Annotated in this window: 12 protein-coding genes; 4 read left to right on the forward strand and 8 right to left on the reverse strand. The window is 46.7% G+C overall.

Going from position 1 to position 12,720, the window contains the following annotated elements:
• Position 1 precedes the first annotated feature (1 nt).
• From KNO76_RS09835 to KNO76_RS09845, 3 genes are read right to left on the reverse strand one after another with little or no spacing between them, the layout of a single operon-like run.
• Positions 2-781, reverse strand: coding sequence for an alpha/beta fold hydrolase (locus KNO76_RS09835; RefSeq protein ID WP_214703940.1), 780 nt, complete (start codon positions 779-781; stop codon positions 2-4).
• Positions 778-2,427, reverse strand: a complete 1,650-nt coding sequence (gene menD / locus KNO76_RS09840) for a 2-succinyl-5-enolpyruvyl-6-hydroxy-3-cyclohexene-1-carboxylic-acid synthase (protein WP_214885145.1) — start codon at positions 2,425-2,427, stop codon at positions 778-780. The genes KNO76_RS09835 and menD overlap by 4 nt, the downstream gene beginning before the upstream one ends.
• Before the next feature lie 13 nt (positions 2,428-2,440).
• Positions 2,441-3,808 carry an isochorismate synthase gene (locus KNO76_RS09845; protein ID WP_214885147.1) on the reverse strand — a complete coding sequence of 456 codons (1,368 nt, stop codon included), beginning with the start codon at positions 3,806-3,808 and terminating at the stop codon, positions 2,441-2,443.
• Between the two features lie 168 nt (positions 3,809-3,976).
• On the opposite strand from KNO76_RS09845, the gene KNO76_RS09850 reads away from it, so the two are divergent.
• Both KNO76_RS09850 and KNO76_RS09855 read left to right on the forward strand, forming a co-directional pair.
• The gene (locus KNO76_RS09850; protein ID WP_214885149.1) at positions 3,977-4,876 is read left to right on the forward strand and encodes a 1,4-dihydroxy-2-naphthoate polyprenyltransferase; all 900 of its coding nucleotides are present in this window, start codon (positions 3,977-3,979) and stop codon (positions 4,874-4,876) included.
• Between the two features lie 37 nt (positions 4,877-4,913).
• A complete protein-coding gene (locus tag KNO76_RS09855) occupies positions 4,914-5,447 on the forward strand; it encodes a beta-class carbonic anhydrase (protein WP_251127971.1) in 534 nt (177 codons plus the stop codon).
• Between the two features lie 40 nt (positions 5,448-5,487).
• Here the strand turns inward: KNO76_RS09855 and KNO76_RS09860 are convergent, their stop codons facing one another.
• From KNO76_RS09860 to KNO76_RS09875, 4 genes are all read right to left on the reverse strand, one after another.
• Positions 5,488-6,441, reverse strand: coding sequence for a YihY/virulence factor BrkB family protein (locus KNO76_RS09860; RefSeq protein WP_214885153.1), 954 nt, complete (start codon positions 6,439-6,441; stop codon positions 5,488-5,490).
• A 64-nt stretch (positions 6,442-6,505) separates the two neighbouring features.
• Positions 6,506-6,943 (reverse strand): NUDIX domain-containing protein, encoded by a 438-nt coding sequence (locus KNO76_RS09865; RefSeq protein ID WP_084483614.1) that lies wholly within the window; start codon positions 6,941-6,943, stop codon positions 6,506-6,508.
• 67 nt (positions 6,944-7,010) lie between these two features.
• Positions 7,011-7,937, reverse strand: coding sequence for a carbohydrate kinase family protein (locus KNO76_RS09870; protein ID WP_214701151.1), 927 nt, complete (start codon positions 7,935-7,937; stop codon positions 7,011-7,013).
• A 115-nt stretch (positions 7,938-8,052) separates the two neighbouring features.
• The gene (locus tag KNO76_RS09875) at positions 8,053-9,960 is read right to left on the reverse strand and encodes a heavy metal translocating P-type ATPase (protein WP_214885156.1); all 1,908 of its coding nucleotides are present in this window, start codon (positions 9,958-9,960) and stop codon (positions 8,053-8,055) included.
• Between the two features lie 197 nt (positions 9,961-10,157).
• Between KNO76_RS09875 and KNO76_RS09880 the strand changes: the two genes are divergently transcribed.
• Both KNO76_RS09880 and KNO76_RS09885 read left to right on the forward strand, forming a co-directional pair.
• Positions 10,158-11,093, forward strand: a complete 936-nt coding sequence (locus KNO76_RS09880) for a DMT family transporter (protein WP_214885158.1) — start codon at positions 10,158-10,160, stop codon at positions 11,091-11,093.
• Positions 11,094-11,234: 141 nt separating this feature from the next.
• Positions 11,235-11,537 carry a hypothetical protein gene (locus tag KNO76_RS09885; protein WP_214703950.1) on the forward strand — a complete coding sequence of 101 codons (303 nt, stop codon included), beginning with the start codon at positions 11,235-11,237 and terminating at the stop codon, positions 11,535-11,537.
• Between the two features lie 39 nt (positions 11,538-11,576).
• Here KNO76_RS09885 and KNO76_RS09890 read toward each other — a convergent pair whose 3' ends face one another.
• A complete protein-coding gene (locus KNO76_RS09890) occupies positions 11,577-12,719 on the reverse strand; it encodes an MFS transporter (RefSeq protein WP_214885160.1) in 1,143 nt (380 codons plus the stop codon).
• Position 12,720: the final 1 nt, after the last annotated feature.

The raw sequence follows: 12,720 nt of genomic DNA on the forward strand, positions 1-12,720 counted from the left end.
TTTAAATACCCCCTAAAATCAATTTCTTTATTATTGTACCAAACTCTGATGCATTCTCGATATGAGGAGCATGCCCTGCATTTGAAATTTCGTAGATTTTAAAATCGGGTCGTTCTTCCTGGATGTTTCGTGCAATCGCTTTAAACTTGAGATCTTCTGCTCCGACAATCAAGTCAGTGCGTGGTAGATGGTGTAGCTTTCCCCATAACGAGGGCATATGACCCGTTCCGATGGCCCGCAAACTGTCTGCAAGAGCAACGGGATGTTGTGCGAGTCGGTCCTGTCTGAGCGAACGCTTCATCTCTTCTGTTTGTCTCCAAAGCGGAAGGTTCTCCCATCGCTTGACGAAAGCAACAAGTCCTTCGGTTTCGATAAAGTGAGCCAATTCTGCGTCTTGGCGTCGACGTGAGGTCCGCTCTTTAGAGGATAAAAGACCAGGAGTCGTACTGATCCCGATGACATGTTCGACGCGCTTGTCACATGCGGCGAGCGTCAATGCGATTCTCCCACCGAGTGAATAGCCAACGACTGTCCAAGGGCGGTCGTCCGTATCCAGTAAGTGGGACAAATCCTTAATTTGTTGACTCATCGTCGAACGATTGACGGAAGGGTATTCAGTTGCACCATGTTGAAGGAGCGATGGTGACACGAGGCGAATCGGTAACGCAGGGAGCGAATCGACCCAATGGGCGTTTCCGGTGAATCCATGTAAAAATAATACCGGTCTTCCCTCACCGCGATGAATCACTTCATAACGGACGCCACGCAAGTCGATGTTCATGACTCATTCTCCGTAGTGAGACGATCGCAGACAGATTTGGTCCAATCCCGATGAGCCATCACATTCTCCTCGCGATTCGATGGGAATTCAATCAGGTGGATGCCGTCTTCGATTGCTTCTTGAATTTGATCAGGTCGTTCAATCAGACGATAGGACAAGCCATATGTCTCAGCGAAGCCACGGATGTTTAAAGCGAGCGGTGTCCCGAACAAATCTTCGAATAATTGCGTGTCGACTGAAGCTTGCGGGAGGAAGGAGAAGATCCCTCCACCGTTATTGTTTGCAATCACAATGGAAAATTTTCCGGGATGATGTTTTAACAGTTGCAAGGCATTGCTATCATGATAGAACGCTAAATCACCAATCAATAGAGCACCGTGAGACGTATCATAGCTGTTTCCGAGTGCACTGGATAACACACCATCAATCCCGTTTGCGCCTCGGTTGGCGAGAACGTGTTTGTTCGTGCCGGCAGAAAGTGTCGTATCCACATCTCGAATCGGCATGCTGTTACTGACGAATAGACGCTCTATCGATGTATCGAGCAATCGTTTCGTCAATGCCGCTTCACCTTGAAGTGACGATTTTGCAGACTCGGCAATCTCTTCAAAAAAGCGTAAGCGCTCAAGATACCGAGGTTCGTTTGCGGATGCGATGAGCGGTAGAAAATCGAGTGCGTCTCCGTAACAGATGGTGGCACGGCTACTTGGGTCGCGATAAGACCCTGGCTCATCGATGACGAGTTGGTCCGCCATGCCCATCCATTGATTGAATCGCTTTGAAACAGGTGCAGCCCCGAAACGGACGAACACCTCAGGCAGCCAATCGGCTCGATGCTCACTTGCGAGCCAAGTGTCATAGTTGGTCAAGACGTCGTCGAAACGTCGCATGCCGCTAAGAGGATCGGCAAAGATCGGGATCTGTCGTTCGGAAGCAAATTCAACAATGGGCTTTTGCCAAGATGTCGGGGTGTAAGGTCCGACGACGAAGGCAAGCTGTTTGTGACTCGTCCGTTCTGAGAAAATGTCTTTGTCTGCCTGTGTCGGCCGAATACGCTGTCGTTCTGGCAAGACAGGATCAGCCTTCAATATCTGTTTCAATGACTCGAGATCTGGAAGAAGAGGTTCCCGGAACGGTACATTCAAATGAACGGGTCCCATCGGTGCTTGCATCGCTAGAGTCGTGAAGCGGGTAATCGTTTGTTGCATGAACGATAACGTTGTTTCTTCAGGAACGGGCAAATCAACGCTCGTCTTCACTTGTTCCCCGTAGAGCCGGACTTGATTGATTGCTTGTGGTGCCCCGACATTCCGCAATTCATGTGGTCGGTCGGTCGTCAGTACGACGAGTGGCAACTGTGATATGAACGCTTCCGTCACAGCCGAGTAGTAGTTTGTCGCAGCAGTCCCACTCGTGCAGATCAATGCGACGGGACGAATGGTTGCTGTGGAACGTGTCAATCCGAGCGCAAAAAATCCGGCAGAACGCTCGTCGACGATAATATGATGACGGATATGTGGATGTAGATAAGCCGCCATCGCGAGTGGAGTCGAACGAGAGCCTGGACTGATGACGACATCCGTCACGCCGGATTCTACAAGTCGATTCACCATGGATGCTACCCAATCGGTCAACATCTTATTCATGTAGGGTGCCTCCTTAATCGTGCGAATCAAACTGCAGAGCTTGTTTGATTGGACTCATTTTCATTTCAGTTTCTTCGAGCTCTTGCTCGAGCGCAGAGTCTTTGACGATGCCGCATCCTGCATAGAGTGCGACGAATTGATGCTGAACGAGTGCTGAACGAATCGCGACGACAAATTCGCCATCACCTTCGTTGTCAATCCAACCAAATGGAGAACCATACCATCCGCGGTCGAACCGTTCAATTTCACGAAGCAATTGGACCGATGTCCGCTTCGGTGAGCCACCAAGTGCTGGTGTTGGGTGTAATGATTCTGCTAACGACAGCAACGAGGCGTTAGTTTCAAGTGTCACCTGGATTGGAGTATGCAAGTGGAACACCGAGCGATTCGCCAAAATTTGTGGAGTTTCGTTCGTTAGAATTGGTGCGGTGTACGGTGTCAATGCTTGTTTTATATCTTTTACGACAATTTGATGTTCTTCGCGATTTTTTGCATCGTTCAGCAACTGTTCCTTCGCGAGGTCGCTTTCAATTTCTGTGTCAGGACGCTTGATTGTGCCGGCGATGGCCGCAGTATGCAGTTGCATACCTTCTTTTTGTATTAGTCGTTCGGGTGTCGCGCCAAAGAAACCGATGTCACGTTTTGGTTGGTATAAGTAGATGTAACTTGATTCTTGATGGTCTGCCAAATGCTTCAAGCTCTTACTGAATGGGAACGCATCATCGGAACGCTGATAGATTTCTTCGCGCGCGATCACGATTTTTTCGACCCGTTCTTCTTCAATCAACTGTTTCGCCTGTTGGAAACTCGACTTGAAGTGATCGATGCCATCCTTCACTTTCGAATAGGACGGTGTCGCTTCCTTTGTCGGATGAAGTGAACTGAACTGGGCCAACTGATCCGCCAACTGAATCAAGTACTGTTCAACCGACTGCTTTGAAGAAACGAGGGTGGCGACTGTCAACGTATATCGGTTTTTATAACGACGGTATAAAAATTTTGGGACGACGAGAGATGCCTCCCCAAAGGCATCCCACATACTTTTTTGTGGACGCATGAAAGTGTCAAATGAAAATCCGGCGAATGCATAGATTTTGGCATCAACGTCTCGTCGGTGTAAACTCCAATCGTACTGCAAGCGTTGAAACCGTTCTGGTCCAGAAGCACTTAAGACAAGCGCATCTCCGCAACCGAGCATCTCAAGCGTGCGGTCCGGTGTCATGAAATAGTAGTGGGACGTATCGGTGTTCTGAATGATTTCAAAAGCATCGAACGCTGTAATTTCCCAGGTGTATGAAGCGAGGACTGGACGTTGCCAAGCTCGCGCTCGTTTATGGGCTTGTTCAATTCGTTGTTTTATGTGTGTTTGAGTATCTGGCATAAAATAAAAGCCTCCTCAATCCGATAGAATTCTCACTTTTTAGTGTATCATGAGTTTGCAATCGACCTGCCTATGAAATGCTCGGAAAATTATTCGGAAAATGAGATTGTAGGCTGGCGTTGACAGATTTTTTCCTCGAGACGTAAACTAACGAAGGGAGGGAAGTAAATGAAACAGAAATCAAAAGGGGCATATTGGCGAATGATTCGCCCGCACACCCTGACAGCAAGCTTTATTCCGGTCTTGCTCGGGACGTTCATCGTCCTCAATCAAACCGAGCTGAAGTGGGGACTTTTTCTTGCGATGTTAGTGGCGTCTGTCCTCATTCAAATCGCAACGAACTTATTTAACGAGTATTATGATTATAAACGTGGGCTCGATCATGAAGGATCAATCGGGATTGGTGGCTCAATCGTTCGTGATGGATTTACACCGAAACAGGTATTGACGATTGCCCTTAGCATGTATGCTGTCTCAGCGTTACTCGGGTTATATATTGCCGCATCCACGAGCTGGCATTTGCTATGGATTGGTGCGTTGTCCATGCTCGTCGGCTACTTGTATACCGGTGGCCCATTGCCGATCGCCTATACACCGTTCGGGGAGCTCGTCGCAGGTCTATTCATGGGCTATGTCATTATTGGAATCGCTGGTTTCATCCAAATTAATACGGTGACGACGGAGTTATTACTCGTATCGTTTCCGATGGCATTATTAATCGGTGCGATCTTGCTTGCGAATAATATTCGTGACTTAGATAACGATAAAGAGAATGGTCGAAAAACGATTGCTTGTTTAGTCGGTCATCGACGTGCGGTGTATGTACTTGCGATGTTCTTTATCGCCGCATTAGTCGGCATCATCGTCGCCGTAGTGTATTATGGAGTCACACCGTGGGTCTTACTTTCACTATTTACAGTGCCGGTCATGATTCAGGCGATTAAACAGTTTTGGCCAAAAGCAGAACCAGCTGCATTGATGCCTGCTATGGCGATGACAGCGAAAGTGAATACGTTATTCGGGGCGTGGATGGTCGTTGGACTGATTGTGTCGAGGTTTGTGATGTGAGAAAAGGGGAGGCGTTAACGTGTCAGTCGTAAAGGAAATGCTTGAATTTAACAAACGTTTCGTAGAGGAGAAGCAGTACGAACCGTTCGTGTCCGATAAGTTTCCGGATAAGAAAATTGTGATTTTAACGTGTATGGATACACGTTTGACGGAGCTGTTACCTCAAGCGTTAGGACTTAAGAACGGAGACGCTAAAATTATTAAAAACGCCGGTGCTGTCCTGTCACATCCATTCGGTTCGGCCATGCGTTCGATTTTGGTGGCCCTCTACGCACTAGGAGCGGAAGAAGTCGTTGTGGTCGGACACTATGATTGTGGAATGGCAGCGATTGAACCGTCTGTCGTGATTGAAGAAATGGAACGTCGGGGAATCGACCCTCAAACTTTGAAAATGCTAAAATCGTCAGGAATGGATTTAGAACAATGGTTACATGGCTTTGATTCAGTAGAGGAAAATGTCGTTCATTCCATCAATTTAATCAACAATCATCCTTTGTTACCACCAGGCACGAATGTCCATGGATTTGTGATCGACCCGGCAACGGGACGTCTTGATCCAATAGAAGCATAAGAAAGGAGCGCGTTCATTTTGTGAACGTGCTCCTTTTGTATTAGCCATACGTGTTAGTGGGGATATCATCGTAGTCATCTTCTTGTTGTTTCTGTTTTACTTTCTTTTTGTTCTTCTTGAAATCACGTTCGTATTCTTGTTCGCTTGGCGTTTTAAAGAAACGCATCCACGTCGCGTTGATCTCAGAACCGATAAGGATGATTATTCCAGTTAATTGCAACCATAGCAAGGTGACGATGATTCCGCCGAGCGATCCGTAAGTTGAATCGTAGCTCCCGAAATTTGAGACGTACAAGCTGAATCCTAATGACACGAGTTGCCAACCGATGACACCAAAGATGGCCCCAGGAATCGTACTTTTCCAAAACACGTGCTGCTGCGGTGATATTTTATAAAAAATTGAAAGCGTCAAAATTAAGACAACCGTTGTCAAGACGTATCGGAATACGTTGATCATCAACTCTTCAGCGCCGGTGATGTTCACTGGCAAATATTCGGTGACAAACGTGATAATTTGTGACCCGAATACGTTCGAAAGAATGAGCAACAACATCCCGATTCCAAGTAAGACTGTTAATCCGAGCGCTAAGCCTTTTTTGACAAAAAAGTTACGTTCATTGTCTTCACCATAAGCGTGTAGTGCTGTCGTCACGAGACGGTCGACACCTTTTGAGGCAGACCAAATCGCTAAAATTGCACCGATAGATAACAGACCGCCTCTCGGTTCGCCAATCGCTTCAAAAATCCCGGTCAAAAAATCAGAAGCGGCTGAACCGGGAGCTAAATCATTCAATTGATTTTGGAACGTGTCTTGTGAGATATCGAAAAATGATAAGAGTGCCAAAATAAAGATAATCCCCGGGAAGATGGATAAAAACCAAAAGAATGCGAGAGTTGCCCCGTAATCTTGTACATCGTGTTCTTTAAAGCGTCGAAATAATTCTTTTCCAAACGAGAACCAATTCTTCTTTTCCTTTACTTCTGTCATCGCCATCATGAAACCCTCCTGAAACAATCATTAGTGAACGTTTCCCGAAATTGCTTAAAGGTACACTTGATTATGCCTCAGACAACGTCAAATCGTAAAAACGTGTCTCTTGTGAGGCTAATTTTTCAGCGAGCGATGGGGGACGAATCGGAAGATGGGGTAATGCTGATCGTTTGATCCACATAGGGGTATATGATCCATTTGTTTGTTCTTCTTGAAACTCTTCACCTGTTCCGGTACCAAATTCGCCACCTGTCATTTTCGCCCAATAGTAAGGATTTAACTCGTTATTGAATGCGACGTAGGCAGCCACACCTTCTAATTCTACATGGACGCCGAGCTCTTCAAATGCTTCGCGAACGGCAGTTTCTTCTGTTGTATGACCGTATTCGACTCCGCCACCAGGGAAGACGTAATAAAGCACGTCTTCCTTTTCACGTCGAATCAAAGCTACTTCATCTTGATCATTTATTAAAATGATCGCGCTTCTTAATTTCGTTCGAACCACTGAGATCGTTCCTTTCATTCCTATAATTTTGCACAAAACGCATCGACGATTCGCCGATGCGTTCAACTCATTCTTGCGTAGGTTGTTCTAATGATGCGTACATATCTTGTGTCAATCCATTCTCATGTGACGCGATAACTTTTCCGGCGATACGCATCCCTAGTCGAAGTGCATCTTCGATAGAGTGGCGCTTCATGAGTTCAGAGATGACAGCGGAGAAGAATGAATCACCGGCACCGGTAGAGTCGGCGACTTTCACTTTCGTCGTCGGGACGTGACCTTGTTCATTCGTGCGGAGATCGACGTAAACGGCACCAAGTTCGCTCATCGTGACAATTGTCAATGGGGCACCTTTCATGGCGAGTACTTCAGCGACACGCAGGGCATCATCCACGGTGACGATTGACATATCAGATAAGATTTCTGCTTCTTCCCGACTACAGATGAACCCCGTAAACCCTTGGAGTAAATGACGGTTTCGTTCAATGACAGAAAGGTGGCCGCACACGCCGTACAGCGGCAAATCCATAACGCGACATAGTTCAATCGTCTCGTTTAGTACGTTGACCGACAAGTCTAAGTCGATTGCGACCGCATCGCTCTCTTCAAAGACGGTATCGATTTGTCGTAAAATAGCTTTTTCCATTCGCGCTTCGTCAGGTTGCTTTGAAATCGACGTTTGGAGGTCGCCGTTGTTATCCATAACGGCGAGCCACATCCCCATGCCGTTATCTTCGAGCATATCAACCCCATCGACGTTTACGTTCAAACAACGTAATTCCTCGAGGACACCGACGCCGATTTGATCGTTCGTAACGGTTGAGACGAAACGAACATCATTGCCGAGTACTCCTAAGTTTTGCGCAACGTTGCGACCTGTTCCACCATTAGAGAAAGTGATGTCGCCGACGTTCTTCGCATCTTTATGGAGCGGTGCGAAGGAAGTCCCTTTAATATCGACAAATACCTTGCCGATGACTGCAATCGTATTCATATTTTGTACCACCTTTAGCCAATCTTTCGATCTAATTCAGTCTTTTAGACATATTGTTTCAATTATAACGAAATCGACATATTGTTTCAATCATCGTTTTCATTTGTCGAATTGGTCACTCCCATGTTGACGTGAGGAGTCGAAGCCCGTTCAAAATGACAAGGATGGTAGAGCCTTCATGTCCTACGACAGCGAACGGCATGATGAGTAGTTCGAAAATGTTCGTTGCGATCAAGATGAGGATGACACCGAGTGCGAAGACGACGTTTTGTAAGACGATCCGATTCAACTTCCGCGATTGACGAATGGCGTCGCTCAATCGGACGAGGTCATTTTTCATTAAAACGACATCTGCCGTTTCTAGTGCGGCATCCGTTCCTTCGCCCATTGCGATTCCGACGTCGGCTGTCGCAAGGGCGGGGGCATCGTTGATCCCATCGCCAATCATCCCGATTGCCCCATATTCTTCACGTAACGTCTTAATCTGCGAAACCTTCTCTTCCGGTAAACATTCGGCGACGTAGCGTGTCAATCCGGCTTCGTTCGCGATGGCACGAGCGGTCGCTTCATTGTCACCGGTAATCATGATGGTGGCGATGCCTAGGTCATTCAGTCGCTGAATCGCTACTTTCGCCTCATGTCGTAGCGTGTCACGTAAGGCGTAGGCACCGATTGTACGCGAGTCGTCACTGATGAAAACGAGCGTGTGACCAGCTTCTTTCAAACGTTCTACATCCTCTTTAAAGAAATCACCGCTTCGATCAGCGAACTTCTGTTTACCGACGCGATAAGCGACTCCGTCAATCGTCGCTTCAATCCCCGATCCTGTGACATCTTTGAAATCCATCATGTCTCCGGTGTATCTCCCGGTATATGAAACGAGCGCTTCGGCGAGAGGGTGCATCGAATGTTCTTCAATCAAACTGACGATTCGGTTGACATCGTCTTCATGTAACTCTTGTGTGATAAGTACTTCTTGTACGACCGGCTTCCCGATTGTAAGTGTGCCGGTCTTGTCAAAAGCGATTGCTTTTAGGCGTCCCATATTTTCGATGTGGGCGCCACCCTTAAAGAGAATACCGTGTTTTGCGGAAGAGGCGATGGCAGCCAACGCAGCAGGTGTGATGGCGGCGACGAGCGCACAAGGAGAGGCGACGACGAGAAGGATCATGCCGCGATAGATGCTCGTTTCAAGAGACCACGACGTAAAGAACGGTCCAAGTAGGATGATGGCCGTGACGGAGATGAGCACGATTTGAACATACCGTCCTTCATAACGATCGATGAACTGAGCGGATGGTGATTTTTCTTCCTGTGCTTGTTGAACCATTTGGATGATTTTTTGGAACAACGTTTCGGTCGCAAGTTTTGTCACTTCAATCGTTAGCACGCCATTCAAGTTGACGCTTGACCCGAATACGTCTTCTCCGATTTGGCGATCAACAGGGACGGACTCTCCTGTGATGGCGGCTTCTTCCACCGAAGCACTTCCTTTGACGATTTTTCCGTCGACAGGGATACGTTCCCCTGGGCGGACGTAAATAAGGTCACCGACTTTCAAGTCATCAATATGAACAACTTCAAGTTTCTCAGGAGTTGTCAGGCGGGTTGCTTGTTCAGGTTGGAGTTCCATTAAAGATTCGAGCGCACGTTCGTTTTTGTTCATTGTGTATGTTTCGAGCGCACCGGATAAGGCGAAAATGAAGATGAGAATCGCGCCTTCCATCCAATATCCAATCGATGCGGCCCCGATGGCGGCGATGATCATTAAGAGTTCTACATTAAGAGATTTCGTTTCAATGGTGTCCGAAATCCCTTCTTTTGCTTTCGCGTATCCCCCGATGAAAAAGGCGGATAAATAAAGCGAGACGTGAATCCAAGGGGCTCCTTCTTGTGTTTCGGTGATATAAGCGAGTACAATCAATACACCGCTAATGAGCGCCATAATCAATTCGATATGTTCGTACCAGTTAGCCCGTTTGAAAACGTGGCTTTTTTCGTGTGTAACAGATGGAGCGTTCATGTAATCCCTTCTTTCTAATTGAGAATAAATCTCGATTAAATGATAATGGTTGAAGATGATTATCATCATCAACTGGCTTTGAATTAACGATTTAATCCATGTTAACCTTTTTTTAATTTATAATAATTATTATCTAGGTTTATTTTATCATGCTTATCATCTGCCAACAAATAAAAAGATTAAGGAGTTTTTGTGTCATGCAAAATATATTTCAGCGCCCATGGACGGTGGCGTTATTAGCAATCTTCAACACCCTGTTATGGGGGAGTGCATTTCCATTCATCAAACTGAGTTATGAGAAGTTGGACATTCAGTCGAATGAGTATGGTCAACAACTATTGTTCGCAGGCGAACGCTTTTTACTAGCCGGACTTTTGCTGCTCATCATCAGTCAGACTGTCTTGAAACGGTCGGTTCGATTGACGCGTGAAAAGGTTAAAGCGTATGCGCACCTGGGATCATACTTGACGTTTCTACAATATTTGTTCTTCTATATCGGACTCTCTCTTTCGACTGGCGTGCAAGGATCGATTATTGCCGGGTCGACATCGTTCTTCCAAATGGCACTTGCCCATATCCGTTATGAGGATGATAAGTTGAATCGGTTGAAGGGGCTGGCTTTGACGTTTGGTTTTTCTGGAATTGTCATCGCAAACTGGCCGGCAACCGGTTCGGAGTTTGGTTTTGGATTAGGGGAGATTTTACTCATTTTGGCGATGGTGTCGGGTGCGTTCGGGAACTTGATTGCGAAGGATTACTCGAAAACATATGACGTTGCCCCGATGACGGCTTGGGCGATGGTGATCGGTTCAGTTGGATTGCTCGTCATCGGTTATTTGTTAGACCCAAGTGGAATCTCCATGCCGTACACCGGACAGACGATTGCGTTTCTGTTTTACTTGGCGATGTTATCAGCAATCGGTTTTACATTGTGGAACACGTTAATGAAATACAATCCGGTCAGTCGGATTTCACTCTATATCTTCTTAGTTCCCTTATTTGGCGTGATTTTGTCTGGGATTTTGCTTGGAGAATCGATTCCTTGGAATGCGGTTGTTGGACTTTTGTTTGTCATCGCGGGTATTTATTTATCCACTTACTTTCAAGGGAGACGGATGAGAAACATACAGTAAGTAATTGAAGATGAGACAGAGTTGACGGAATTGAAATCACATGACAAAATATATTAAAAATTCTGAATATTAAAGTTCAAAAATCGGTCTTCGTTTGTAAAGACTTGCGTGCGCAATCATTCAAAGGGAGGATGAGAAACAATGACTAGGAATCGAATCGTTCGAAACATTCTCATCTCGCGTCAACCGAAAGATGAGTACGTCAAGTACGTGATGAAGTGCGTGAGTCAAAGTTTAAAGGAAAGTCACGGTCCAGTGGCGACCCGCGCGACGAGACAAGGAGACGATATTCAGACGAGATGGCAGTTTGATGACCGTGTCGTAGAGGTGACGCTGAAATCAGATGTCCTCGCTTCGCTAGATACGGAACCGTTCGCGCTAGACGAAGTGTTCATCCGGGCTCTACAGTTGAACGACGATGAAATGGAACGAGTAGTGGAATAAAACAGAGGCAGGTGGTTCATGGGAACCATCTGCCTCTGTTTATATGTCGATTGGTTTGGTGGTCGACGTAAAGAGTCGAAGCGCCAGAATACCGAGAATCACGGCATACATAAAGAAATAGACCTCTTTCGGTAAAGACAACCAGAAGGCACCGATCATCGGACCTGAAATCGAACCGATGCTGAATGAAATACTGTACAGCATGTTTCCGGTCGGGAGCAATGAACGGGGAAGTACCTCTGTCATGTGCGCTAAACCGAGTGAATACGTCGACCCTAAACCTGCACCAGCAAGCGCGAATAAGATGAGTAATCCGATGTAGTGGTCGACGACGATGTTTGCCAAGGCGAACACGACTGAGCCGAACGTCAGCACGATTTGTAAGATGCGTTTCTTACCGTACAAGTCTGCGAGACGACCAAGAGGAAGCTGAACGACAATCGACATGACGATGAACGTCGTGATGAGTGTACTCGTTTCCGTCAAACTCATCCCATTTCGTGAAGTGAAGATTGGGAAGTTTGCGTTTAAACTCGCTTCGAGGAAACCGTATGTAAAGGCAGGTAGAAGCGTGTATCCCGCACCGACGAGAATCAGTCGAATTCGTCCTTTCGAGTCGGTCTTCACTTTTTCAACCTCCGGAAACTCATTCTCGACTTTAAAGACGAGCATCAACGAAGCGAGGCAGAAGAAGACGATCATCAGAAACGGCAACCAAAACCATACATCAACAAGTGGTGCGAGTAACGGGCCGATGGCAAAACCGAGACTGAATGACATTCCATAATACGCCATCGCTCGACCGAGACTTCGCTTTTCGCTAGCTGAGGTCACCCACACTTGTGACCCGTAGTGGAGGGCGGAATCTCCGAATCCGATGAAAAATCGCATTATTGCCCAAACGAGCAAGGATGGCCAAATCGGCAAAACGAAGGTCGCGAATGCCGTCAATACGATGCCGAGGACGATAGTCGGTCGGAACCCGTATTTTCGGACGAATCGCTCCAAAAGAGGCGCAGAGACGATCACACCGATGTAAAGCATTGTCGCGTTCATTCCGTTTACCCAGGCTGGGGCCCCATCCCGTTCAATCAGCGTGGATAAAAGAGGGATGAGTGCGCCTTGAATCAAACCAGATATAAAGACGATTAATAATAAAATCATAAAACGAAAGCGGAGCATG

It is taken from the genome of Exiguobacterium sp. s101, assembly GCF_018617835.1.
Classification (GTDB): Bacteria; Bacillota; Bacilli; order Exiguobacteriales; family Exiguobacteriaceae; genus Exiguobacterium; species Exiguobacterium marinum.